Here is a 24,941-nt window from a genome sequence, read left to right as displayed (position 1 = left end):
TGAGGCGCCCCGGCCAAGCCGGGGCGCTGGCAGTGGCACGTTTTTCAGCCGTTGACGAGTTTCGGACAACTTCTAGGAATTCTGGCAATGACACGTCTGCACAATTTCTGCGCGGGTCCGGCGGCGATGCCGACCGCGGTTCTGGAGCGCGCCCGCGAAGAGATGCTCGATTATCGCGGGCAGGGCGCGTCGGTGATGGAAATGAGTCACCGCAGTCCGACCTTCGAGGCGATCGCCGCTCAGGCAGAACAGGATTTTCGCGATCTGCTGGCGATTCCCGACAACTACCGGGTGCTGTTCATGCAGGGCGGCGCGACGATGCAGTTCGCCTGTGTGCCGCTCAATCTGCTGGGGCCGGGCGGGTCACCCAACTACCTGGATACCGGCATCTGGTCCGGCAAGGCGATCAAGGAAGCCGAGCATCTGGATCTCGCGAATAAGCATCTGAATCTCGCGAATAAGCATCTGGCAGGTCCTCACATTGCCGGCTCGACCCGCGGCAACGGTTACGTTCACGTACCGCGCCCGGACGAGATCGCGCTCTCCGCCGACGCTGCCTATCTGCATTACTGTCATAACGAGACCATCGGTGGCCTGGCCTACGACTACGTGCCTCAGGTCGACGGGGCGAATGGCGAGGTGCCGCTGGTCTGCGACATGTCGTCGTCGATTCTGTCGACGCCGCTGGATGTCAGTCGCTATGGCGTCATCTACGCCGGGGCGCAGAAGAATATCGGCCCCGCCGGTATCACGGTGGTCATCGTGCGCGACGACCTGCTCGAGCGGGCGCTGCCGCAGACGCCGTCGCTGCTGGGCTGGAAGGTCTACGCCGACAACGATTCGATGATCAATACGCCGCCGACCTACGCCTGGTATCTGGCCGGTCTGGTGTTTCAGTGGCTCAAGCACGACATCGGCGGGCTGAACGAGATGGAGACGATCAACCGACGCAAGTGCGAGGCACTCTACGCCGCGATCGACACCAGCGACTTCTATGCCAATCCGATCGATCCGGTCAACCGCTCGATCATGAACGTGCCGTTCACGCTGGCGGACGAGTCGTTGAATTCCGTCTTTCTGAGCGAAGCCGAGTCGGCGGGGCTTCTCAACCTCAAGGGGCATCGCAGCGTCGGCGGGATGCGCGCGAGCCTTTACAATGCGGTCAGTGAAGCCGATGTCCAGGCGCTGATCACCTTCATGCAGGATTTCGAGCGCCGCCGCGGTTGAGCGCAGCGTCATCCAACGCCTTGGCAATACGGGCATCAGGATACAGTCAATCAGGAAACGGTCATGAGTGACTCCCCGAACTCGCCGCTGGATCTCGCGGCCTTGCGGCAACGCATCGATACCATCGACGGCGAGCTGCTGCGCCTGATCAGCGAGCGGGCTGAATGCGCCGCCCAGGTGGCCCACGTCAAGACGGCGGATGACCCCGATGCGGTGTTCTATCGCCCCGAACGCGAGGCCCAGGTGCTGCGCCGGGTGATGGAGAACAACCCCGGGCCGCTCCACAGCGAGGAGATGGCGCGGCTGTTTCGCGAGATCATGTCGGCATGTCTGGCGCTGGAAAAGCCGATCAAGGTGGCGTATCTCGGTCCGGAAGGGACGTTTACCCAGCAGGCGGCGCTCAAGCACTTCGGTCACAGCGCGATCAGCCTGCCGATGGCGGCGATCGACGAGGTCTTCCGCGAAGTCGAGGCGGGCGCGGTCAATTATGGCGTAGTGCCAGTCGAAAACTCTACCGAGGGCGTGGTCAACAACACGCTGGATTCCTTCATGGATTCCGGCCTGCATATCAGTGGTGAGGTGGTGCTGCGCATTCACCATCATCTGCTGATGTCGAGCGTGACCCGCCGCGACAAGATCTCGCGGATCTACTCGCATCCGCAATCCTTCGCCCAGTGCCGCAAGTGGCTGGACGCGCACTATCCGCACGCCGAGCGCGTCGCGGTATCGTCCAACGCCGAAGCCGCGCGGCTGGTCAAGACCGAGTGGCACAGCGCGGCGATCGCCGGCGACATGGCCGCCCAGCTCTACGGGCTCGATCACGTCGCCGAGAAGATCGAGGACCGCCCGGACAACTCCACGCGCTTTCTGATCATCGGCAACGAGCTGGTGCCGCCCTCGGGTACCGACAAGACCACGGTGGTGGTCGCCATGCGCAACGAGCCCGGTGTGCTTCACGGTCTGCTCGAGCCGTTCCATCGCCACGGAGTCGACATGACACGGCTAGAGACGCGACCGTCTCGAACCGGCGCCTGGAACTACGTGTTCTTCATCGATTTCAAGGGCCATCTCGATCAGCCCGAGATCGCCAGCGTGCTGGATGAAGTCCGCCGTCGCGCTCAGGACATGAAAGTGCTCGGCTCCTATCCGGTGGGTGTGCTTTAGGATGGGGGGAGGCGATACAACGGTTGTCGAGCCGACGCTGCTGATCGTGGGGCTCGGCATGATCGGCGGCTCGCTGGCCGCCGCGCTCAAGGCCAATGGCTATCGCGGCCGAATCCTGGCATGCGACCCGAATCCCGACGAGATCGCCACCGGGCTCGAGATGGGATTGATCGACGAGGGCGGTGGCGAATTGGCCCCATTGGTGGCCAAGAGCGATGTCGTCGTGCTGGCGGTGCCGGTATTGGCCATGAGTCAGGTTTTCGCGCAGCTGGTGGCGCTGATCGGCGATCGCATCCTGACCGACGTCGGCAGCACCAAGCGCCGGGTCTGCGATGCGGCGCGAGAAGCCTTCGGCCATATGCCGCCGCATTTCGTGCCCGGTCATCCGATCGCCGGCTCCGAGAAGAGCGGTGTGGCCGCGGCCAATCCCGAGCTCTATCGTCATCACAAGGTCATTCTGACCCCGGAAGCTGTCACGGCGCCTCGCGCCGTCGCCACCGTGCGCGCACTCTGGCAACGCTGTGGCGCCGAAGTGCTGGAGATGCCGGTGGACCGACATGACCAGGTGCTCGCGCGAACCAGCCACCTGCCGCACCTGCTGGCGTTTTCGCTGGTCGATACCCTGGCGCGGCAGGACGAGCGCCTGGATATCTTTCGCTATGCGGCCGGTGGTTTTCGCGACTTCACCCGGATCGCCGGCAGCGATCCGGTCATGTGGCGCGACATCTTCACCGCCAATCGCGGCGCACTGCTGGCGGCGCTGGACGATTTCGAGGCCGGGCTCGCCCGGCTGCGGACGGCCGTGGAGCAGGGCGATAGCGACGCCATGCTGGGCACGTTCGACCGGGCCAGCCACGCCAGACATTATTTCGAAACGCTGTTGAATCAGACGAGTTATCAGACCATGGAAGCACGACAGGTTCAGTACCGGGTGTCGCCCGGCGGTTCGGTCAGCGGCCGAATTCGCGTTCCCGGCGACAAGTCCATTTCTCATCGCTCGATCATGCTCGGGGCGTTGGCCAACGGTATTACCGAGGTCAAGGGCTTCCTCGAGGGCGAGGATAGTCTGGCGACGCTGCAGGCGTTCCGTGACATGGGCGTGGCGATCGAAGGCCCGCACCAGGGGCGCGTGACCATCCACGGCGTGGGCCTGAATGGACTGAAAAAGCCGGCGGGGCCGATCTACGTCGGCAATTCCGGCACCGCCATGCGTCTGTTTACCGGCCTTCTCGCCGGGCAGGCATTCGATACCGAGCTGACCGGCGATGCCTCGCTGACCAAGCGGCCGATGGCACGAGTCGCCGATCCGCTGCGGCTGATGGGGGCGAAGATCGATACCGCCGAAGGCGGACGCCCGCCGCTGAAGATTCACGGCGGTCAGCCGCTGAAAGGCATCGACTACGACATGCCGATGGCCAGCGCCCAGGTTAAATCCTGCCTGCTGCTGGCCGGTCTCTACGCCGAGGGCGAGACCCGCGTGCGGGAACCGGCACCGACCCGCGATCACACCGAGCGCATGCTCAACGGCTTCGGTTACCAGGTCGACCGCGATGGCGACCTGGCGATGCTGCAGGGCGGCGGCGAGCTCACCAGCGCGCCGATCGACGTGCCCTCCGACATCTCGTCGGCGACTTTCTTTCTGGTCGCCGCGGCCATCACGCCGGGTTCCGATCTCGTCCTCGAGCACGTCGGCGTCAACCCGACCCGTATCGGCGTGATCAATATTCTCAAGGCGATGGGCGCCGATCTGCGGCTGGAAAATCCGCGGGAAGTCGGCGGCGAACCGGTCGCCGATTTAAACATTCGCTACGCGCCGTTGAAGGGGATCGACATTCCCGTCGACCAGGTGCCGCTGGCGATCGACGAGTTCCCAGCGCTGTTCGTCGCCGCGGCCAACGCCGAGGGCACGACCCGGCTACGGGGCGCCGAGGAACTTCGCGTCAAGGAGTCCGATCGGATCCAGGCGATGGCCGACGGTCTCACCATCCTGGGCGTCGACACCACCGTCTACGATGACGGTATCGATGTCGTCGGCAAGGGTGGCGACGCCGCCAACTATCGAGGTGGTCAGGTCGATAGCCTGGGCGATCATCGTATCGCCATGGCCTTTACCATTGCCGCGCTACGCGCCGACGGCCCGATCACTATCGACGACTGTGCCAACGTGGCGACGTCTTTCCCGGGATTCGTTTCACTGGCGAACAGGGTCGGGCTCGAACTGACGGAGGCCCCGACATGAGCGAGGCCGCACCAATCGTCACTATCGATGGCCCGGGTGGCGCCGGCAAGGGCACCATCAGTCGGATGATCGCCGAACACATGGGCTGGCATCTGCTGGACAGCGGCGCGCTCTATCGACTGACCGCGCTGTCCGCGCTGCGCAATGGCGTTGCCGTCGATGACGCCCGGGCGCTCTCTGAGCAGGCCCAGAATCTCGACGTGGTGTTCGCGGTCGAGAATGGCGCGATGCAGATTCTGCTGGAAGGCGACGACGTGACCCAGGCGATTCGCAGCGAGGGGGTCGGTAGTGCCGCTTCCCAGGTCGCGGCGCTGCCCCCGGTACGCGAGGCACTGCTCCAGCGTCAGCGGGATTTTTGTCAGGCGCCCGGGCTGGTCGCCGACGGCCGCGACATGGGAACGGTGGTCTTTCCCGACGCCTCGCTCAAGATCTACCTGACCGCCTCCGCCGAGGAGCGGGCGCGGCGACGCTTGCTCCAATTGCAGCAGGGAGGGGAAGATGCTAGACTCTCGACCCTTTTGAAAGAAATCCAAGCGCGCGATGCGCGTGATATGCAGCGTGCCGTGGCTCCGCTCAAACCCGCTGAAGACGCGGTGGAGCTGGACACGACGCAGTTGGATATACCGGAAGTCGTGGAGCGTATCGAGACGCTGCTCGCCGAACGGAACCTGGTCTGAAGCCTGCAGGATTGGCGACGATCGGTTTTGGACGGCACCAGCTGACGACGCACTTCCGTTCCGGGGCCCCTGGCAAGATGTCATGACGTGCAACGATCCGACTGGCAAGTCGTTGCAGGTCGAACCAGCGCTAACATCCCCAGGGATATGTCGATAAGGCCCGTGCTCGCTGGTGGTACGGAGGAAGACGGTTTGACCGTCATCAACGTTGATCACGTAGGAATCACATGAGCGAAAGCTTTGCTGAGTTATTTGAACAGTCTCTCCAGGACATCAACATGGAACCCGGTGCCATCGTCATGGCGACCGTGGTTGACATCGAAGGCGACTGGATCACTGTTAACGCTGGCCTGAAGTCCGAGGGGCAGATCCCCGTGGCGCAGTTCCGCGACGACAATGGCGAAATGACCATTGCGGTCGGTGACGAAGTCAAGGTCGCGCTGGAAGCCGTCGAAGATGGTTTCGGCGAGACTCGCCTGTCACGCGAGAAGGCCAAGCGCGCCGAAGCGTGGAAAGAGCTGGAAGCGGCCTTCGAGAAGGACGAGATCGTCAAGGGCGTGATCAACGGCAAGGTCAAGGGTGGTTTCACCGTCGACGTCGCCTCTATCCGCGCCTTCCTGCCGGGTTCACTGGTCGACGTGCGTCCGGTCCGCGATACCGCGCACCTCGAGCACAAAGAGCTGGACTTCAAGGTCATCAAGCTCGACCCGAAACGCAATAACGTCGTCGTTTCCCGCCGTGCCGTGCTCGAAGCCGAGAACAGTGCCGAGCGTGAAGCGCTGCTCGCCACTTTGCAGGAAGGCCAGCAGATCATCGGTATCGTCAAGAACCTGACCGACTACGGCGCTTTCGTCGACCTCGGCGGCGTCGATGGCCTGCTGCACATCACCGACATGGCCTGGAAGCGTATCAAGCATCCGAGCGAAATCGTTGCCGTCGGCGACGAGATCAATGTCAAGGTGCTCAAGTTCGACCGTGAGCGTAACCGCGTTTCTCTGGGTCTCAAGCAGCTGGGCGAAGATCCGTGGGTCAACATCGTCGACCGCTATCCGGAAGGCATGAAGGTCAACGCTCGCGTCACCAATCTGACCGACTACGGCTGCTTCGCCGAGCTGGAAGAGGGTGTCGAAGGTCTGGTTCACGTCTCTGAAATGGACTGGACCAACAAGAACATCCATCCGTCCAAGGTGGTTCAGGTCGGTGATGAAGTCGAAGTCATGATTCTCGACATCGACGAAGAGCGTCGTCGTATTTCCCTGGGTATCAAGCAGTGCACCACCAACCCGTGGGAAGACTTTAGCGGCCGTTACAACAAGGGCGACCGCGTTGCCGGCACCATCAAGTCGATCACCGACTTCGGTATCTTCATCGGTCTTGAAGGCGGCATCGACGGTCTGGTTCACCTCTCCGACATCTCCTGGAGCGAAACCGGCGAAGAAGCGGTTCGTCAGTTCAAGAAGGGCGATGAAGCGGAAGCGGTCATCCTGTCGATCGATCCGGAGCGTGAGCGCATCTCGCTGGGCATCAAGCAGCTCGAGTCCGATCCGGTCTCCGAGTTCCTGGCCGTCAACGACAAGGGCGCGCTCGTTACGGGCCGCATCGTCGAAGTCGATGCCAAGGAAGCCCATGTCGAGCTGGCGACTGATGTCGTGGCCGTGCTCAAGGCCTCCGAAATCAGCGCTGACCGTGTCGAAGACGCGCGCAACGTGCTGAACGAAGGCGACAGCGTCGAAGCACGGATTGTCAGCGTGGATCGCAAGAGCCGCGTGATCAATCTCTCGATCAAGGCGAAAGACCAGGTCGAGGCGCCGCGTCGTGCGCCGGGCAAGACGCGTGACCAGGAAGCGGAGCCCAACGGCCCGACTACCATCGGTGATCTGATCAAGCAGCAGATGGGCCAGGACTGATTCTCTAAATTAGTTCTATCCCTCAGAAAACAGCGCCTCCGGGCGCTGTTTTTTTATGCGTCACCGTCAGGCATAACCATGTGGTCAATCGGTTCGAGCCCGAGGCGCTCAGCGCCCGAACCAGTGGCGAAATCGCCGGTCTGCTTTGGGTGATGGTTTTGTCGCCAGCGTCGGCTTTCCGGCGAGCTGGTCGATGGCCTGGCCCAGTGGCAGGCAAATAGCGTCGAGATGATGCCGACACAGTCGCTGATCGAGGGCCCCGGGGCACTGGGCCATCAGCAGACCGCAGTGATAGATTGCCTGGTCCAGCGGCGAGTGAAGATCGCGAAACGGCGATGCCTGTTGGCGGCAGCGCTGGAGTTCACCGAGCAGCAATTGCAGTGTCTGGGCGTCCAGCCAGCAACGCCGAGTTTCATCGTCGGCCGCCGTTATCGAATTCCCAATGGCCCGGAACGACACCTGGAGAAAGACGCAGGTGTAGTAGAGCTGGGAGCGCTCGGTTATCATCGTCGTCATCGCCATTTTTGATGAGAGTGATTCCCATTCTCTATCGCGACGGCTCCACTGTCAAAGTGCTTTTTCGGGGCGGTTTTTCCGAGGCACCCAGCGTATTCCCTTCACTCTGATGGACTGCGGCTTTCCAGCGCATTGAGAACCCCACGCAGAATCGATAGCTCCTTGCGGCTGGGTTCGGCGCGGGTAAACAGCGCTCGAAGATGGGCCTCCGTCTTGGCATGGGGCTGGGTCAGGAACCCGGCGCTATCCAGGGCTCGATGGAGATGACCATAGAAGTGTTCGAGCTGCTCGACGGTAGGATAGGGGCCGGCCGCTCTGGGGGTCTGTTGCGCCTCTCCGTGCATTCGGGACTGTCTGAACGCTTCATAAGCGACGATCTGCACCGCCTGGGAAAGGTTCAGCACGCCATAGTCGGGATTGGCGGGGATATTCAACTGATGGGTGCAGTGGCCGATTTCCTCGTTGGTCAACCCGTAGCGCTCTCGCCCGAAAATGATCGCGACGGGCCCTTCCGGTAGGCGCTGCCACAGCTCCGCTGCCATGAGATCCGGCGCGTGGTAGCAGGGAAGGGGCAGGCTGCGTAGACGAGCGCTGGCACCGATGACCTGGACACAGTCGCCGATCGCCTCGGAAAGCGTTTCGACGACACGGCAGTCGTCGATGAGATCGGTCGCGCCAGCGGCGAGCCGAGTCGCTTCTTCATCGGGAAACTGGCGTGGCGACACCAGTACCAGATCGCTCAGGCCCATGGTCTTCATGGCACGTGCGCTGGCACCGATGTTGCCGGGATGGAAAGTCTGGACGAGAACGATGCGAATGCGATCCAGCATGCGTGGAAGGGCTCCTGCTGACAAAGGCCTGATAACAAAAGAAAGGCGAAGTCTGACATAAATGGAAATCCGGCGGGAGCCGGTTGCTGCGTTACCGCTATCCCACGCGCTGAGCCCTATAACGACGAAACCCACCGGAAGGGTGGGTTCGTCACTGGTTTCAAGCGTGTTGAAGCTATCTGACAATAATCAGGAACTGGCATTCGGAAGTTTCTGATTTTCGAAAGTTTCTAGCTATCGAAAGCTCCTGACTATTGAAAGTTACTGGCTTTCTATAGCGTCCCCTGCGGCGTCGCTCTGGCCCTCGGCGTTGATGTCGTCCAGTTCTTTCGAGTCGGAAACATCAGTGGCTTCATCGGTCTCGGAGTCGACGGCATCGAGCGACTGGTTGGCGGCATCGCTGTGGCCGCTTTCCTTGTCGGTATCTTCCTTGCCGGAGGCGGTCACGCCGCTGCCTTCGGCGAGAGGCTTGTCATTGGCGTTCTCGGCTTCCTGCATTGCATCGCTCTGCGCCATGGCGCCGCCAGCGAAACCCATCAGCATCAGGGCGGTCAGTGAAGCGGTGATCAGATTCTTTCTCATGACAAATTCCTTTTGTGGAGGAGAACGGCATCGCGCTTTACTACGGTCAAGACACATTAACTATAGTGCATAGTCTCCATTTGTCCGCAGAATTTGCACTCGTCACTTTGTCGTTCATCTTGGCAGTCTGCTCAGGCTGGAATCCTTTCAGACGCGGGAGGCTTGAACTCCCGGGACTTCGACGCCATATCAGAGGTCAGTGTCGTAACTGCCTTTGCCGTCGTGGCGCAGCCGTGAACGAGTCGATACCGTAAATCGGCTCCTCATGTGAGTGGTTCGTCGTACCGCTCAGGCGCGAACAGGAGAATCAGCTCATGAATGCAAAAGACTACATGGCCAAGCAGGGGATCTCGCTCGACAAGGAGGAAGAAAAGCCTCAATCGCTCGAGGAGAAAGCCTGGGCCCGTGCCCGCGAGGCCGCGGAACATGGCCCCCGCAGTGGAACGCCGCATGACTGGGAAGACTGGGAGCGCCACCACGACGAACTGGCTTCCGATTCACGCTCGATCCATAGCAAGGTAGGCGATCGGGGTCGCGCCAAAGGGCGCGATGCGAAGAGCGAGATAAATGACAAGGAGCGTGATCAATGAAAGGCTGCGTTCGGCGTTGATGGGCACTATGCTCTACACGGGGTGAAGCAAGAGTAACCAAAGCTTTCGTCAATTTGCCCTCGGGAGTGGGATCTCTATTCTCGAGGCGCCGCAATGGATTGTCGAAAATCAATAAAGATGTCGTTCTGGGCAAAGGAGGCTACATGGACATCATTCGTATCATTATCGCTATCATTCTACCGCCGGTGGGAGTATTCCTGCAGGTCGGTCTGGGGTTGCAGTTCTGGATCAACATCGTGCTGACGCTGCTGGGTTATATTCCCGGTATCATCCACGCGATCTGGATCATCGCAACGCGTTGAGGCACCGCTTCGACACAGTCCTTCGAAACAGTCCTTCGAGACAGTCCTTCGAGACAGTCACGACGGCTTCCTTCGGGAAGCCGTCGTCGTCTCAGAGCAGGGGCTTTTCAGGGGATCTCCTGACTCTCCTGAAGACGCGATGGAACTCCCATTCATCGCCGGTAGTTATTCATCATCGGTAGTGATTAATCATCGATAGTGATAGAGAATTCGCTCGTCCTTGCGCGGACCGACGATTCGCCATTCGAGGTCCAGTCCTTCCGGCGTCAGCACCAGCCTGGCGCTATAGGCGTCCGCCGCGCACTGATGAACTTCGGCATTGACCAGAGTGTCATCGCTCTCCGCGATCAGATCGAACAGCGGAACGGCCGCTTCGACCCCGCGTCTTTCGTGGAAAAGCCCGACGCGGTCATCAAAGAGCTCCCAGCGGTAGACGTTACGCATGGGAACGCTACGACTCCCACCGGCGACCATAAAAGTACCCGACTCGAAGAACCGCACATGGTTGTCCTCTTGCGTGATGTCGAGCGAGCCTTCGCCGTGACCGTTCCAGCCGACGTGCGACGCTTCACCGGAGCGTGCGTCGAATTCGAAGCGCGAGAGCTTGGGCAAAAGTCGACGTAGCCGTATAATGGCTGTCAACTTTGGCTCTTTTGAAGGTTTACCGTTCATGTCGTATCTCGTTGGCGTCACGGCGCTATGGGCTTTCTCGTTCAGTCTGATCGGCGTCTATCTCTCGGGACAAGTCGACAGCTACTTCGCCGTCATGACCCGCATCATCCTGGCGACATTGGTATTTCTTCCCTTTCTGCGCCCCGCCGCATTACGCTGGCCCGTTCGCCTGGGGCTGATGGCGATCGGTAGCGTGCAGCTTGGCGTGATGTATCTCTTCTTCTATCAATCCTTCCTGTTGCTGAGCGTACCCGAAGTCCTGCTGTTTACCATCTTCACGCCGCTCTACATCACCCTGATCGATGATCTGCTGGCACGACGCTTTTCGCCGCGCTACCTGCTGGTGGCAATCGTGGCCGTGGCAGGGGCCGCGGTCATTCGCTACGACGGCGTGACCAGCGACTACTGGTTGGGTTTTCTGGTCGTGCAGGGGGCCAACCTGAGTTTCGCTTTTGGCCAGGTCGGCTATCGCCATCTGGCGCGCAGTTTGCCAAGCGGCGTGGCGCATCGCCACCTTTTCGGCTGGTTCTATCTGGGGGCGCTGTGTCTGGCAGTGCCGGCGTTCTGGATCCTCGGCGATGCGACGAAACTGCCGTCCACGCCGCTGCAGTGGGGTGTGCTGGGCTGGCTGGGGATCGCGGCCTCCGGATTGGGATATTTTCTCTGGAACAAGGGTGCCTGCCGCGTCGATGCCGGTACCCTGGCCATCATGAACAACGCGCTGATTCCCGCGGGTCTGATCGTCAATCTGCTGATCTGGAATCGTGACGCCGATCTGGCCCGGTTGTGCGTCGGCGCTGCGATTCTCGCCGGTTCGCTGTGGCTCAATGCGCGCTGGGCGAAGCGCAGCGGGGTGGCAACGGCAACGCCGGCGGCCAGTCGTTCCTGACCACGAAAACCCGGCAATGGCGACCGTCCGGCAGGGTCAGCAACAGATGCCTGGGTGAGCCGTGAAGCGAAAAGTGGTCGGCGAGCGCAGCACTCAGCTCTGCCAGGGACATCGGCGCCATTATCGGTGGCGCGAGCCAGTGGGGTTTGATCAGCCAGTGGCCGGTAGTCGCCTCGGGTAACCGCCGAGCCAGGGCGGCCCAGCACCGATGGGAGCACCACAGGCCCTGCCAGACGCCCTCATTGGCTAGCGTCGGCAGCGGCAGGCGCTGATGCCAGGGGTGATAGAGAAACCCGGGCATGATGATCCGCTGGTGCAGCGGTCCTCCGGCGCCGAGCCGCTGGCGCTGATGCTGGGCGGCTGGCGATCGCCCCTTGGGTAACTGATGGAACTCGAGGCGATGGCATTTGATCGCCAGGGAGTCGAAACTGCCGATGCCGATCCAGCGCGCGGCATTTCGTTCGTCGCCGGGTCCTTCGGGTAGGCCAAGAAAGAACTTGATGGCCAGTTCGACATGGTAGATCAGCGGCTCGTGCTCGGCTTCAGTCGTCGCCGTGGACGCTTCGGTGGCATACAGCAGGTCGAGTTCGCCGAGCGTCTGCCTGTCCTCGCGCAGCGTCACGTTGTGGGCCAGTAACCGGGTGCGGGGCGCGTGATCCAGAACCCATTGCCACAGCGACTCATGATAGATGCCCAGGCGATGGGAACGGCGCGCCTGATGATGGGCCTCGAAACTGGCTGTGCGTGATTCCTGCGTCAGCAGCCAGCAACGTCTTCGGCGAGGCTCATCGAGGCCGAGCTCTGCCAATGTGGGGCGGCCGAAATAGCCGGACGTCGCATCGAGGGTCGCCATATCCGGCGCGTGCAGCAGCCAGGCGATGTCGCGCACCCAGAGCTGGCGGAGTGGCACCAGATCCTGGCGCAACGGCTCTGCCGTCGGGTGAAAGGCGTCGAATAGTGCGTCAGGTTCTGAGTCGTGAGTCATCATGGCTCGATGGGTGTGGTCCGGCGCCTTAGTCGGAAGCGGCTCGATCGTGGCGCCGGATGTCGTATGCCTAGCCCCTAGATTTCGCGGCCACGGCGGTGACGTCCGTTGATTCGGAGCGGGCAGATCGTTCGATCAATGCCCGCGCTCATCCCGGAAGGCGATAGAAACTGAACTCGTGCGTCTGTGTCGTCTTGACCAGCGTCGCCATCCAGCCCGGCCCGATGCTGCGATGATGAAAGAACTGCGCGCCGTGGGTGATGTCCGGCAGCGTTCCGTTGAGTGCACGCCGAGCCATTTCTCTGGCCGTTGTATATTCCTTGGGTTCGTCGGCTTCGTCGGGCCGCCCGTCACACCACCAGGAAAACTGGCAGCGGCCGGTCTCCGAACCCTGCTGAACGACGCCGCACAGCGTGGAAGGGAAGGTCGGATCGCCCAGTCGATTCATGATCACGTTGGCGACCGCCTGCATTTCTTGCGAGTCGGTGCCCTTGGCCTCCCAGTAGATCGACCGGGCCAGGCAGGTGATCGCGTCGTCCAGGGGGGCTCGCCCGTTGGGATCGACGGCCTGCGTTCCCTCGGGCGTGAGTCGTATCGCGGCGGGAGCCGGCGCTATCTGATCCGTTTCGACGACGCGCCGCTCGAGCCGTTCGGCCTTCTGCCTGGCGATTTCGGCTTTGGTGGGCGGCGGCCCGGCCAACGCTGAAGTACAGCCCAACAATAGAACGGTTAGCGCAAGGTAGCGGGACAGACCCCGGTATCGCCGATTAGACAGCCTGGTCATCGGTGCCGATCGTTTGAATGACCTCGAAACCCTCGAACTTGGGCGGGCCTAGATAAAGACCTTCGCGTCGACTCTGGCCGGCGTTGGCATGAGCGGCACGGAAGGCTTCAGAATGCGTCCAGTCCTCGAAATGCTGGCGAGTGCGCCACACGGTATGTGAGGCGTAGAGAACGTGATCTTCTTCCTGGGGGCCACGCAGCATCTGAAATTCGACGAACCCGGGCAGGTCCTGAAGGTGCGTTTCTCGCTCCAGCCATATCGTTTCGAATTCCTGGGTGCGTTCCGGGTTGACGCGAAAGCGGTTCATGGCGATGAACATGCATTGACTCCTGGTTAAGACATCGTCCTGGTAAGACATTCTTCTGGTTAGAACATCGGCGTCAGCGAAAGACGCCGTGTGAAGACCTTCGCCGCTCGTTTTCAGCCCTGACTGGACAACATTGCCAGCATCCCGTGGCAAAAGTCGAGCCGGAAAGGCTCAGCCAGGATGGAGCGAGGCGTTGACGTCACCAGGGGTTAGTGGGCTAATCGAGGCAACGGTTCCCGCTTCTCGGTCATCAACCATGGATATTCCTCATCAGCGCCTGGTCTATTTTCGGGTCACGGTCGAATCCGGCTCGCTGCGCAAGGCCGCGGCCAGGCTCGGCATCGCGCCGTCGGCGGTCAGCCGGCAGATTGCACTGCTGGAATCTGCCTTCGAAGCGCCGCTGCTCGAACGCACGCCGAGAGGGATCAGGCCCACACCGGTGGGCGAGATGGCGCTGGATTACTGTCGCCAGCGAGGAGACCTCGACGATGCATTCATCGGTCGGCTGGAGGCGTACCAGCGGCTCGAGACAGGCACCATCTCGCTGGTCGTCGGCGAGGGGTTCATCAACGATCTGATCGATGCCCCGCTGAAAGCTTTTGCCGAGCGCTACCGAGGCGTGCGTCTGGACATCGAGCAGGGCAGCACCGACGAGATCATCGAAGCCGTGGTCGAGGATCGGGCACATATCGGGCTGATGTTCCACGAGCGAGTGCACCCGCAGATTCGCTTCTGGGCTTCCAGTGGCCAGCCGCTGCTGGCGATCTGCCCCGTGGATCATGCGCTGGCCCGGGAATCGCAGCCGATCTCGCTGCAACGGCTCAGCGAAACCCCCATGGCGCTTTGGAAGCCGGGCCACGGCGTGCGCCGATTGGTGGATCAGGCCTTCGTGCAGGCGGGGTTGCGGCCGCAGGTGGCCGTGGAGACCAATTCGATGGCCGTGCTGCGTCGCGCGGTGGTGGCGGGTATGGGCATCACGCTACTGCCTCGCTTTGCCGTTGCCCACGAACTGGGCGAAGGCAATGTCGTTGCCTTGCCGGTGGCGTCGGCACTGTTTCAGAATTCCCAGGCCCACATGGTCACTCGGGTGGGTCGGCGCCAACCTCAAGCGAGTCTCAAGCTGTTGCGTCATCTCGGTTCGTGGATGCAGGCATTCCGCTCGCTGTCAGGCCGATCTGACTGAAACGTTCAGCGCTGCTCGAAACGCAGCAGCGTGCCGAGCACGCCGGGCGCGATATCGGCCTGAGTTTCGCTGTGGCGGTGGTAGTCGATGCCGACAGCTTCCCATTGCGTGATGGCGGCATTCAGGTCCCGGCAGGTCAACGTCAGCGCCACGGCTCGTGGCGGCTGCTCTTCCAGATCCCCCAGGCTGGGGAAGGTTTCCGCCAGGGCTCGGCGATCGAGCAGGTGGCAGTCGCCCTTGTGGGTATGAATGGTCCATTCGGTGTCGCCGCCGCGTACGGCCTGGGGGCCATGAATGCGTCTGAAGTATTCGACGTCATAGCCGGGATCATCGCTGACGTACCAGATGTCGGCGATCGAGGTGGCGGTGTTGGCATGCGATTCCTGGGTCGGGTCGACACGAAACAGTTCCGGACGCAGCTGCTGGCACAGGAACTGGGTCAGGAAGGGGCGTTCTGCATCATGCAGGATATCCAGCGCCACGCTGACCTCTTCGTCGCGTCCGCCTGGCAGGTGGGTCGTGCGTCGAAAAATGATCGGACACGCCTCGGTAAATCCTCGCGATGCCACCAGCGCATGATCGCGCTGAATGCTGTTGCTATCGAGCGCCACCATGGCGATACCGTCGCCGACCGCCTTCAGACGGGCCTCGATCAGCCGGCCGAACTGGAAGCCGTTATCGTCCTGGTAATCGAGGCATTCGGGGCGCCCGATACCGATCAATTCGATGAAATTATTGCTGAAAAACAGCAGATGATTGTCCGTGCCCCACGGGTGCTGATGGCGCGCGTTGACGGTGAAACCCAGATCCGTGGCTGCTCGGGCGGCATGATCGAGATCACTGACCGCCAGTAAAGGGTGATCGATACCGAAGCTCATGAGCCGTCCGTCCGATGGTGTCGTTGTCTGCAGTATTGCCTAATATCGAGATAAGAGATGGGTAGGGTACGGGATCGGCCGCGCTTTTTCTCATTTCGGCACCGCTCTCTCGATCCGGCTCTGCCACGACACGGTCGGTATCTTTCGACGTATTGGGTCCATGAGGCGAGATTCACGGCAGCCCGATGGCTCAGGCTTGCCGGTTTCTTACTGTCGACCGCGCCCAGATCGCTACCCTTGGCCGCTGCCATACCCCATGGCGACGCTGGCCTCGAGGCCGGTCTCGACCCATACGCTTTGGGGAATCGTGTATTCGCGCAAGCCGTCGAGTCCGCTGGAGCGGCCGAAACCGCTGTCGCGGAAGCCGCCGAAGGGCGACATCACATTGATCGCCTTGTAGCTGTTGATCCAGACGGTGCCGGCGCGCAGCTGAGCGGCGACGCGATGCGCCCGGGCCGGATCCTGCGTCCAGACGGCACCGGCGAGGCCGAAGCGAGTTGCATTGGCGAGCCGAATGGCATCGGCTTCGTCATCGAACGGCATTGCCACCACGACCGGACCGAAGACTTCCTCGCAGGCGATTTCCATCGACGCATCGACATCGGCGAGGACCGTGGGCGCGAGATAGTAGCCGTCCGCCCCTTCTGGCAGGTCCGCAGGGCGGGCGCCGCCGCTAACGATGCGAGCCCCGGCAGCGCAGGCGCGTTCGATCATGCCGGTCACGCGTTCGAACTGGCGCGCGTTCTGCAGCGGTCCCATCCGGGTCGCTTCCTCGGCGGGCAGGCCAACGGCGATCTGGCTGGCAGCACGGCCGACGCGTTCGACCACGGCGTCGAAAATGTCGCGCTGGATCAGCAGTCGCGAGCCGGCCACGCAGCTCTGCCCGGCCGCCGCGAAGATCGCCGCCTGCGCGCCCGCCACGGCGTCGTCGAGCCTGGCATCGCTGAAGATGATATTGGCGGATTTGCCGCCGAGCTCGAGCACGCTGGGCACCAGCCGACGGGCGCCGGCTTCGGCTATCAGGCGGCCGCTATCCGGCGAGCCGACGAACACCAGCTTGCTGATGCCGTCATGGCCGGTCAGCGCCGCGCCGGTGGTTGGGCCGAGGCCGTTGACGATGTTGATCAGGCCTTGCGGCAGGCCGCCGGATTCGAGCAGGCGGGCGATGACGACCGAAGAGAATGGCGTTAGCTCCGAGGGTTTGAGCACGACCCCGTTGCCCGCGGCAAGGGCCGGGGCAAGCTGCCAGGCGCAGGTGAACATCGGCGCATTCCAGGGCGTGATCTGGCCGACGACGCCGAACGGAACGTGGCGCACGTAGTTGAGATGCGAGGTAGGCACCGGGACGACTTCGCCATGCTGCTTGTCGCACCAGCCGGCGTAGTACTCGAACATTTCGCGGACCTTGCCGACTTCGCCCCGGCAATCGCGAATCGGCTTGCCGGCGATCACGCTCTCGAGCTGGGCGAGGTCTTCTTCGTGGCCCTCCAGTCGACGGACGGCGGTGTTCATGCGTCGACCCCGTTCGCTGGCGGTCAGCGCCATCCATTCGACCTGGGCACGTACAGCGGCTTCGACGGCCTGATTCAGCAGTTCGGCGCCGGCATCTCGATAGTTGATCAGCTCAGCCCCAGTCGCCGGGTTCGTCAGCCTGATGGCATCGCCCTGGCCGGTGACCAGATCGCCATTGATCCAGTTGGAGCAGGGCGTGTCTCCGGCTTCCAGCGACAAACCGAATTGGGTGAGAAGACGATGCAGGGTTTGCTGTGCCTGACGGTTCAGTTCATTCATGCGGAGGTCTCTTCATCGTCGGCGGCGGAAGGGGCGAAATCGATGCCGGCCTGGGCCAGAATCGGCGAGGTAATGTGATTGAAATCGTCGGCATCCGCCGGCCGATCGGCGTTGGCGTGCCAGCGAGCGACCACTTGATCCAACAGCGCCAGGTCGAGGTCGAGACCCGCGGCGGCATCGCGCGCCAGGCGCAGGTCCTTGCGCATCAGACCGCTGGTAAAGCCGGAGTCGAAGCGCCCGGAGAGAATCCATTCGGGGAAGTTGATCTCGCTGATGGCGCTGCGACCGGAGCCGCTGTTAAGACCGGCCAGGCAGGCCGCCGGGTCGACTCCCGCCTTGGCGGCCAGCGTGACCGCCTCGGCGGTGGCGATCAGGTGGGCGGCGCAGAGGTAGTTGTTGGCCAGCTTGACGACGTGGCCGCTGCCCGGGCCGCCCACGTGGGTGCGTCTGGCGGACATCGCTTCCAGCATCGGCATGACGCGCTCGATCGTTGCCATGTCGCCGCCCAGCAGCATGCCGAGCTTGCCGCTCGCCGCGCCCTTGGGGCCGCCGCTGATCGGCGCGTCCAGCCATTCGAGCCCGGCATCGATCACCTTGGCCGCCAGTTCGCGGCTCACCACCGGATCGCTGGTGGAGGTATCGACGATCGCGCTGCCCCTGGGCGCCAGTGTGAGCAAGCCCGGGGACGTCTCGATGACTTCACGCACATGATCGGAGGTTGGCAGTGACAGCAGATAGACGTCGCTCGCCGGAATCGCGTCGGGCGTGACGGTGTCAACACCCTGATCGGCGAGACGTTGGAGGGCGGCTTCGAACACGTCGCTGCCGGTGACATCGAAGCCGGCGCGCTTGAGTGTCAGCGCCATGTTGCCGCCCATCTGGCCAAGACCGATGACGGTGATTTTCATGCAGTTCTCCAGGCTGGGTCTGAAAATGAAGCGTTCTGCTCGGCGCGTCGTGTCACTCGCTCAGCAGTTCCCTCACCAGCGCTTGCCAGTAGGCAACGCCGAGGGGAGCGATGGCATCGTTGAAGTCGTAGGCCGGGTTGTGCAGCGCGGCGCTATCGCCATTGCCCAACCAGACATAAGCGCCGGGGCACTGGTTCAGCATGAAGGCGAAGTCTTCCGACCCCATGCTGGGCGCCATGTCGCGGTGAACCTTGGCGATACCGGGGAGCGTGTCGAGCACGTCGGCGCAGCGCGCGGCGTGCTCGGGATCGTTGATCGTCGCCGGATAGCGCGCCTGATAGTCGAGTTCGGCCTTGAGGCCGTGAAACTGGGCGGTGGCATCCACGGCATCGCGAAAGCGCTGCTCCAGCCTGGCCTTGAGCGCCGCATCGAAGCAGCGCACGGTGCCGCGCAGTTCGACCGTCTCGGGAATGACGTTATAGGCGTCGCCGGCGTGAAACTGGGTAATGCTCAGCACGGCGGATTGATGGGGTGGGGTCTCGCGGCTGATCAGCCCCTGCAGTTGATTGGCCAGCTGGCAGGCGGAAAGCACCACGTCCGTGCCCAGATGCGGCATGGCGGCGTGGCAGCCGCGCCCGGTTAGTCTGAGCGTGAAAACATCGAACGCGGCCATCACCGGGCCGTCGTGGACGGCCGCTTCCCCGACGGCGAGTCCCGGCCAGTTGTGCAGGCCGTAGACCGCCGCCATCGGGAAGCGCTCGAACAATCCTTCCTCGACCATCACGCGGCCGCCACCTTCGCTCTCTTCGGCGGGCTGGAAAATACAGTGCACCTGGCCGGCAAAGTCTGGGTTTCTCGCCAGTGCGCAGGCCGCGCCCAGCAGCATGGTGGTGTGGCCGTCGTGGCCGCAGGCATGCATGCGGCCCGGTATCGTCGAGCGGTAGTCGACGTCGTTGAGCTCCTCGATCGGAAGCGCATCGATATCGGCACGCAGACCAATGGCACGGCCCGGGCCTCGGTTACCCTCGATGGTGACAACGATACCGGTACCGCCGCCAAGGCCGGTGACCGGGTCGAGACCGTGCTCACGTAGTATCGCGGCGATGCGCTGACTGGTGCGAGTCTCTTCGAACGCGATCTCCGGATGGCGGTGGAAGTCGTGGCGCCACTCGATCAACGTTTCAGGATCGGGATAGGAAGCGGGTTGGTTCATGATCTCCTCCGACAATGGCGGTCAATGACTTACAGCAACAGTTGGGCTACGACCGCCGAACCGACATAGGTGCCGGTGAATACCAGCAGCGAGATGATGATTAGTTTCCAGCCGGTCTGGCGGAACATCGTGAACTCGCGGCGACTGAGGGCCAGTCCGGCGTAGGCCAGCACCGGCGTGACGATGGCCAGGAAATTGACCGCGGCGAGCTGATCGACGATCCAGCCGCTGCCCGGAAAGAACGGCAACGTCATGACGATGCTGACCAGTGATACCCAGGCCACGCCGGGCAGATAGAACGGTGCCAGGCGGGTGATGACCAGGCCGATCAGGGTCATGATGTAGAGAATGATCATGCCCGGCAGGGCGTCGATCAGCGAGGAGCCGTTGATGGTATTGGCGATCCAGCCGACTACGCAGGCCATCGCCTGCACCGCGGCGGTCTTGCCGAGATTCGCTTCGGGACGTTCTTCGGCGGTCAGGTCGTCGTTTGCACCCTGACTGCCACCATCGGCCGAGGTGACACCCGCCATGCTATCGGCGCGACTACGTCCGCCCAGGCGGCGATACAGCCATTCCGCGACGGGCAGCGCGATGAACAGTGACACGTAAAGCCCCGTGGCGTAGGTCAGCAGGTTGCTGGCGCCAGCGAAAGCGAGCAGATCATCGGCGAGATTGGGCATGGCGCCGGCAAGCGCACCGGAGCAGGCCGCCACCATGCTGCCGCTGCCGACACCACAGGCCATGGCCAGCGCGCGTGGATCGAACCAGTCGAGCGAGGCCAGATAGCCGGCCATCAGCGCGAACCACAGCGTGCCGAACATGGTGCCGACGACATACACGCCCATTACGCCGATCCCCTCCGGCCCCTTGAGGCCGTACTTGTCGGAGATGATCGCGATATTGGGCTCGCGAGCGATCGAATAGGTCGCGCCAATGGCCTCGCGTCCCATCTTGAGCACCAGCACCGCGACCGGCAATGCCACCAGCATGGTGCCGAGGTTGCCCAGTTCCTGCAGGATCAGTGCCGGGCCGGCGCTGATGAGCTGGTCGATGGCCGGGCCGATGGTCGAGCCGAAGCGTGCGATGAACGGCATGATCGAGATCAGGATCAGCGGGGTAGCCGCCTGGCTGACGCTTTCCGGCAGGAATCGCTTCGTTCCCGCAAATAGATGGGGGTTGAGCAGTACGCCGAGGATAAAGGCATAGAACAACGGCAACAGCAGCAGGGCGCCGGGTCCGAGCGGGATCTTGAGAATGCCGATCCATTCACTGAACAGCGAGAGTACGACGACCAGCAGGTGCAGGCGCCAGTTGAGCAGTTGGGAGAGGGACATCGGTCGCGACCTCTTTATTGTTGGTGGAGAGGTGATTGACCGAGTATCGAGAGAGAGCGTGATCGAATGAAAGGCGCGAGGTGTTCTGTTTATTGGATGGCCTGACGTAAAACGGGGTGGGCCAAAGGCCCACCCCGTCACGACGATTGCGGCTGTTACCGCATCAGTGTTGCCGAACTAGAGAATCAATCCTCCGGCAGGGCGTACACCACGACCTGATCGCCAACCTGATCCTTGAGGATCGTGTTGCCGCCGGCGACGAAGGCAACATACTGGCGGCCCTTGTACTCGTAGACCGAGGGATTGGCCACGGCCGGTGCTTCGGCCTGGTCTTCCCACAACTCTTCACCGGTCTTCAGCGAGAAGGCGCGCAGCTTGGCATCCATCGAGGCACCGATGAACACGACGCCGCCTGCCGTCACGGCCGGGCCACCGATGGTCGGCGAGCCCCATTTTTCTGGCATGAAGAAGCCGTACTGCTGAGAAGCCCCGATCGGACGACGCCATTTCACGTCACCGGTATGCATGTCGATCGCCACGAGCTCGCCGAAGGGCGGCTCCCAGCAGGGCATGCCCAGCCAGTTCGTCGCGACCTGCAGGCGCAGGCCGTACGGCGCGCCTTCCTGCGGCGCGAAGCCACTCTCGTTGCCAGAGCCGCTATCGGCCTTTTTGTAATCCTCGCGGTTGTACAGCTTGATGGTCTGCACGATATGCGAGGTATTGACGATCGCGGTCTGGCTCTGGGGGTCGTACGCGACACCGCCCCACTGCACGCCACCAGCACTATCAGGATAGGAGAGTGCGCCTTCTCCCTTGGTGGTCGGCGGTGTGTACATGCCTTCGTAGGTCAGATCGTCCCACAGACGCGAACACTGGCCACCGCCCACGGCATCGGCGAGGCCCCAGATCTTGGGCTTCTTGGACTGATCCAGCAGCGGCGCCGGCTTGGTCGGGAACGGCTGTGTCGGAGCATAGACTTCGCCTTTGACGCTGCCATCGCCCTGCGGTACCGGACGTTCCTCGATCGGCCAGACGTCTTCCCCGGTCAGACGGTTGACCACGAACAGGAAGCCCTGCTTGGTCGCCTGAACCAGTGCCGGAATCTCTTTTCCGTCGACGGTGATATCCATCAACGTCGGGGCGGAGTTGATGTCGTAGTCCCAGATATCGTGGTGAACCCACTGACGAGACCACACCACTTTACCGGTATCGATATCCAGCGCAGTGGTCGATGTCGCCAGCGGTGCCTTTTCGGTGCGGTTGCCGCCCCAGTAGTTCGGAGATGGCGAAGAGACCGGCAGATAGAGCAGGCCGTTCTCGCGGTCGGCAGACATGTGCGTCCAGACGTTGGCGGTACCGCTCTTCTCGCGCATCTCGTCGGAGAGCGCCTGGAATGTCCATTCGAGCTCGCCGGTCTGGGCGTTCAGCGAGAAGATCGTTCCCGGCGGTGCCTGTTCGTAGGCCCAGTCCATACCGGCCCAACCGAGCATCAGGTGATCACCGACCACGGTCGGTGGCTGCAGTATGGACAGCGGCCATACGGCGTGGGTGTCGTTCCACTGGTTGACGTTGAGCACGCCGTTGTCGGCGAAGCCCTTGCAGAGCTTGCCGGTATCGGCGTCCAGCGCGAACAGTTGAGCGTCCATGGTGCCCATGTAGACGATCTTCTGGCACGGCTCACCGGCGACCGGGTTTTCTGCTTCCCAATAGGACACGCCGCGGTTCTTCAACACCGGCTGGGTCAAGGCCTTGCGCGAAGACTTGGTGTCGAAGCTCCACTTCTCTTTACCGGTGCCCGGATCCAGCGCGATCAAGCGATAGAAGGGCGTGCCGATATAGATGGTGTCGTTGGCGAAGACGGGGGTCGCCGACCAGACGCTTGCCGGCGTATCTCCGGAACCGTCGGAGACGTCGCCGGTGTGGAATTCCCAGACTTTCTCGAGATCGCCGACATTGTCCGCCGTAATCTGGTCGAGGGGACTGTACTTCTGAGCGTTGAGCTGACCGTGGAAGCTGTCCCAGGTGGCGTTTTCCGGCACCAGCGGAATCGACGGGCGATCGCTGTCGTTGCGGGCGCCGGTGTCCGTCGTGGCAACGTCTTCGGAATCCTGAGAGTCGGCAGCGCTGTCGCTCTGTGTCGACTCGCTTTGAGTAGAGTCGCTTTGAGTCGAGTCGCTCTGAGCGTCATCGGACTGAGTTGTATCGGACTGAGTGGCGCCCTGAGTTCCGGCTGATGAATCCCCGGCACTGCTATTGGCCGAAGACTGACTGGATTCGGTGGGCTGATCTTGCGCCAGCAGTGGAGCGGGAGCGATCAAGAGCGCGAGTGCCGTGGCCATTCCCAGCCGCTGTGCCGTAGCTTTCAGCGTGGGTATGGACAGTGTCGGCGAGGGTATGGGCATGAATCGGCTCCTCATGAATGAACTGTTTTGGTGGAGGCGGTCGGGCTGGCCATGTCCATCAGCAGACCGATAAGGCCAACCACCATGGCGGCCGTCAGCCACCACTGATGCAGCAGCAGCCCAGCGAAGCCGGTGCCGACGAGCGCCAGCAGGATCAGCACACGCAGCGCGACGCGGCCGCTACGGCATGACAGCGGTGCCAGCACCAGCGTCAGAACGACCAGTGCGATCGTCGAGAGGATGACGACCAGCGCGCCGAGCGTGCCGTTGACCCCGGTCAGCGGAGTGAAATAGGCATAAAGTGACACGGCGAGCCCGACGAGCGAGCCCAGCAGCAGCACGATGATGCCCGCCCTGAATGATCGAGATTGGGACATGAGGTTGTTGTCTCCTGATGAGAGCGGTTTGGTGCACCTGGCGGCTGCTTCTGCGTTGCTCTGATATTGCATCAGGCCAAAAAACATCGACGAAACAGCTCGATGGTGTGGCTACGCTTGCCCGTATTCCACATGCCAGGCCGGCTAAAGTATAAAGGATTTTTAGAAGTTAGCAGAGAAACTATCCTGCTTTTTTTGCCCGCATCCGAGCCTCGTTTGCCGGCGGACGAGAGCAGCCAGCATAATGGCCGGCCGTCACGTCGCGAGAGACACCTTGTATGGAATCGTTCAACACCATCGGTCTGATTGGCCGCCTGGGCAGCGACAAGGTCGTCGAGACGCTCAAGCGTCTGATGATCTTTCTCGAGCGTCGTGGTCTCGATCTGGTGATCGAGGATCGTACCGCCGCGCTGCTTCCCGGCCATCGCCACGGTGAAGCCCGGCGTCGAGAGCTGGGTACGCTGTGTGATCTGGTGATCGTGGTGGGGGGCGATGGCAGTCTGCTCGGCGCGGCGAGAACGCTATGTCACAGCGCGGTACCGGTGCTCGGCATCAATCGTGGACGGCTGGGCTTTCTGACCGACATTCTGCCGGACGAGGTCGAACAGAAAGTGGCCGAGGTGCTGGACGGCCAGTACGATACCGAGCGCCGCTTCCTGCTCGAGGCGGAACTCTATCGTGGCGAACGACTGATCGGCTCCGGCACCAGCCTCAACGATGTCGTCGTGCATCCCGGCAAGGCCGCGCGGATGATCGAGTTCGAACTGTTCGTCGACGATCGTTTCGTCTACTCACAGCGCTCCGACGGCCTGATCATGGCGACGCCGACCGGCTCCACGGCTTATGCGCTATCCGGCGGCGGGCCGATCGTGCATCCGGGGCTGGAAGCCATCACGCTGGTGCCGATGTTCCCGCACACGCTCTCCAGCCGGCCGATCGTGATCGATGCGGCCAGCGAGATCCGGGTGCAGATCGGCGATATCAATCAGGCCTATCCGCATGTCAGCTGCGACGGTCAGACCCGTGTCGTCTGCAAGCCCGACGACGTACTCTACGTTCGTCGCCACGCCGAGCGCCTGACGCTGATCCATCCGCGCGGACACAGTTTCTTCGAGGCCTGCCGTTCCAAGCTGGGATGGAGCAGCAGGCTGGGAGACTGA

Annotated in this window: 24 protein-coding genes; 10 read left to right on the top strand and 14 right to left on the bottom strand. The window is 62.3% G+C overall.

Translation table 11 applies throughout. The features are described from left to right. The first annotated feature begins 87 nt into the window (after window positions 1–87). The 5 genes from serC (at window position 88) to rpsA (ending at window position 7,214) form a co-directional block, all read left to right on the top strand. Window positions 88–1,227, top strand: a complete 1,140-nt coding sequence (gene serC, locus DOM58_RS16705; RefSeq protein WP_110693816.1) for a 3-phosphoserine/phosphohydroxythreonine transaminase — start codon at window positions 88–90, stop codon at window positions 1,225–1,227. A gap of 63 nt (window positions 1,228–1,290) precedes the next feature. Continuing rightward, window positions 1,291–2,391 carry a prephenate dehydratase gene (gene pheA / locus DOM58_RS16700; protein ID WP_075563156.1) on the top strand — a complete coding sequence of 367 codons (1,101 nt, stop codon included), beginning with the start codon at window positions 1,291–1,293 and terminating at the stop codon, window positions 2,389–2,391. Window position 2,392: 1 nt separating this feature from the next. Continuing rightward, the gene (locus tag DOM58_RS16695) at window positions 2,393–4,630 is read left to right on the top strand and encodes a bifunctional prephenate dehydrogenase/3-phosphoshikimate 1-carboxyvinyltransferase (protein ID WP_110693815.1); all 2,238 of its coding nucleotides are present in this window, start codon (window positions 2,393–2,395) and stop codon (window positions 4,628–4,630) included. After that, entirely contained in the window at window positions 4,627–5,307 is a 681-nt protein-coding gene (gene cmk, locus DOM58_RS16690; protein ID WP_110693814.1) for a (d)CMP kinase, read from the top strand. Before DOM58_RS16695 ends, cmk begins: the two co-directional genes overlap by 4 nt. Window positions 5,308–5,534: 227 nt before the next feature. After that, window positions 5,535–7,214, top strand: coding sequence for a 30S ribosomal protein S1 (rpsA, locus tag DOM58_RS16685; protein ID WP_075563159.1), 1,680 nt, complete (start codon window positions 5,535–5,537; stop codon window positions 7,212–7,214). Between the two features lie 108 nt (window positions 7,215–7,322). Here rpsA and DOM58_RS16680 read toward each other — a convergent pair whose 3' ends face one another. The 3 genes from DOM58_RS16680 to DOM58_RS16670 form a co-directional block, all read right to left on the bottom strand. Continuing rightward, on the bottom strand, window positions 7,323–7,730 hold the full coding sequence (locus DOM58_RS16680) for a hypothetical protein (RefSeq protein ID WP_245392308.1): 408 nt from the start codon (window positions 7,728–7,730) through the stop codon (window positions 7,323–7,325). A gap of 101 nt (window positions 7,731–7,831) precedes the next feature. Next, the gene (locus tag DOM58_RS16675; RefSeq protein ID WP_110693813.1) at window positions 7,832–8,560 is read right to left on the bottom strand and encodes an RNA methyltransferase; all 729 of its coding nucleotides are present in this window, start codon (window positions 8,558–8,560) and stop codon (window positions 7,832–7,834) included. A gap of 261 nt (window positions 8,561–8,821) precedes the next feature. Beyond that, window positions 8,822–9,142 (bottom strand): hypothetical protein, encoded by a 321-nt coding sequence (locus tag DOM58_RS16670; RefSeq protein ID WP_110693812.1) that lies wholly within the window; start codon window positions 9,140–9,142, stop codon window positions 8,822–8,824. Window positions 9,143–9,456: 314 nt separating this feature from the next. Here DOM58_RS16670 and DOM58_RS16665 point away from each other — a divergent pair, with 314 nt between their 5' ends. Both DOM58_RS16665 and DOM58_RS16660 read left to right on the top strand, forming a co-directional pair. Next, window positions 9,457–9,732 carry a hypothetical protein gene (locus DOM58_RS16665; protein WP_188113831.1) on the top strand — a complete coding sequence of 92 codons (276 nt, stop codon included), beginning with the start codon at window positions 9,457–9,459 and terminating at the stop codon, window positions 9,730–9,732. A 164-nt stretch (window positions 9,733–9,896) separates the two neighbouring features. After that, window positions 9,897–10,055, top strand: coding sequence for a YqaE/Pmp3 family membrane protein (locus DOM58_RS16660; protein ID WP_075563162.1), 159 nt, complete (start codon window positions 9,897–9,899; stop codon window positions 10,053–10,055). 189 nt (window positions 10,056–10,244) lie between these two features. Here DOM58_RS16660 and DOM58_RS16655 read toward each other — a convergent pair whose 3' ends face one another. Continuing rightward, the gene (locus DOM58_RS16655) at window positions 10,245–10,697 is read right to left on the bottom strand and encodes a DUF6314 family protein (RefSeq protein ID WP_157957572.1); all 453 of its coding nucleotides are present in this window, start codon (window positions 10,695–10,697) and stop codon (window positions 10,245–10,247) included. Between the two features lie 28 nt (window positions 10,698–10,725). Here DOM58_RS16655 and DOM58_RS16650 point away from each other — a divergent pair, with 28 nt between their 5' ends. Then, window positions 10,726–11,616, top strand: coding sequence for a carboxylate/amino acid/amine transporter (locus DOM58_RS16650; protein WP_110693810.1), 891 nt, complete (start codon window positions 10,726–10,728; stop codon window positions 11,614–11,616). On the opposite strand, the gene DOM58_RS16645 is transcribed toward DOM58_RS16650, so the two are convergent. The 3 genes from DOM58_RS16645 to hmuQ all read right to left on the bottom strand — a co-directional run bounded on the left by DOM58_RS16645 (window position 11,552) and on the right by hmuQ (window position 13,704). After that, complete coding sequence (locus DOM58_RS16645; protein ID WP_110693809.1) at window positions 11,552–12,601, bottom strand: DUF1853 family protein; 1,050 nt, start codon at window positions 12,599–12,601, stop codon at window positions 11,552–11,554. The genes DOM58_RS16650 and DOM58_RS16645 overlap by 65 nt on opposite strands. A gap of 148 nt (window positions 12,602–12,749) precedes the next feature. Next, window positions 12,750–13,385 (bottom strand): cell wall hydrolase, encoded by a 636-nt coding sequence (locus tag DOM58_RS16640; protein WP_110693808.1) that lies wholly within the window; start codon window positions 13,383–13,385, stop codon window positions 12,750–12,752. Continuing rightward, window positions 13,369–13,704 carry a heme-degrading protein HmuQ gene (gene hmuQ, locus DOM58_RS16635; RefSeq protein WP_110693807.1) on the bottom strand — a complete coding sequence of 112 codons (336 nt, stop codon included), beginning with the start codon at window positions 13,702–13,704 and terminating at the stop codon, window positions 13,369–13,371. Before hmuQ ends, DOM58_RS16640 begins: the two co-directional genes overlap by 17 nt. 244 nt (window positions 13,705–13,948) lie before the next feature. Between hmuQ and DOM58_RS16630 the strand changes: the two genes are divergently transcribed. After that, entirely contained in the window at window positions 13,949–14,875 is a 927-nt protein-coding gene (locus DOM58_RS16630) for a LysR family transcriptional regulator (protein WP_110693806.1), read from the top strand. A 5-nt stretch (window positions 14,876–14,880) separates the two neighbouring features. On the opposite strand, the gene DOM58_RS16625 is transcribed toward DOM58_RS16630, so the two are convergent. From DOM58_RS16625 to DOM58_RS16595, 7 genes are all read right to left on the bottom strand, one after another. Beyond that, window positions 14,881–15,753, bottom strand: a complete 873-nt coding sequence (locus DOM58_RS16625) for a VOC family protein (RefSeq protein ID WP_110693805.1) — start codon at window positions 15,751–15,753, stop codon at window positions 14,881–14,883. A gap of 231 nt (window positions 15,754–15,984) precedes the next feature. Then, window positions 15,985–17,544 (bottom strand): aldehyde dehydrogenase family protein, encoded by a 1,560-nt coding sequence (locus DOM58_RS16620; RefSeq protein ID WP_110693804.1) that lies wholly within the window; start codon window positions 17,542–17,544, stop codon window positions 15,985–15,987. Continuing rightward, window positions 17,541–18,452, bottom strand: coding sequence for an NAD(P)-dependent oxidoreductase (locus tag DOM58_RS16615; RefSeq protein ID WP_110693803.1), 912 nt, complete (start codon window positions 18,450–18,452; stop codon window positions 17,541–17,543). Before DOM58_RS16615 ends, DOM58_RS16620 begins: the two co-directional genes overlap by 4 nt. Before the next feature lie 52 nt (window positions 18,453–18,504). Next, window positions 18,505–19,665 (bottom strand): M20 aminoacylase family protein, encoded by a 1,161-nt coding sequence (locus DOM58_RS16610; protein ID WP_110693802.1) that lies wholly within the window; start codon window positions 19,663–19,665, stop codon window positions 18,505–18,507. Between the two features lie 29 nt (window positions 19,666–19,694). Next, window positions 19,695–21,002 carry a DUF3100 domain-containing protein gene (locus tag DOM58_RS16605; RefSeq protein WP_110693801.1) on the bottom strand — a complete coding sequence of 436 codons (1,308 nt, stop codon included), beginning with the start codon at window positions 21,000–21,002 and terminating at the stop codon, window positions 19,695–19,697. A gap of 185 nt (window positions 21,003–21,187) precedes the next feature. After that, window positions 21,188–23,404: a pyrroloquinoline quinone-dependent dehydrogenase gene (locus DOM58_RS16600; RefSeq protein WP_245392307.1), complete on the bottom strand. Its 2,217-nt coding sequence runs from the start codon at window positions 23,402–23,404 to the stop codon at window positions 21,188–21,190. A gap of 11 nt (window positions 23,405–23,415) precedes the next feature. Continuing rightward, window positions 23,416–23,781, bottom strand: coding sequence for a hypothetical protein (locus DOM58_RS16595; RefSeq protein ID WP_075561637.1), 366 nt, complete (start codon window positions 23,779–23,781; stop codon window positions 23,416–23,418). Window positions 23,782–24,059: 278 nt separating this feature from the next. Between DOM58_RS16595 and DOM58_RS16590 the strand changes: the two genes are divergently transcribed. Next, the gene (locus tag DOM58_RS16590; protein WP_075561638.1) at window positions 24,060–24,941 is read left to right on the top strand and encodes an NAD(+) kinase; all 882 of its coding nucleotides are present in this window, start codon (window positions 24,060–24,062) and stop codon (window positions 24,939–24,941) included.

The organism is Salinicola halophyticus (genome assembly GCF_003206695.1).
GTDB classification, from domain to species: Bacteria; Pseudomonadota; Gammaproteobacteria; order Pseudomonadales; family Halomonadaceae; genus Salinicola; species Salinicola halophyticus.
The sequence above is the reverse complement of the archived record's forward strand: the minus strand, read 5'-3'. Positions and strand labels throughout refer to the sequence as shown.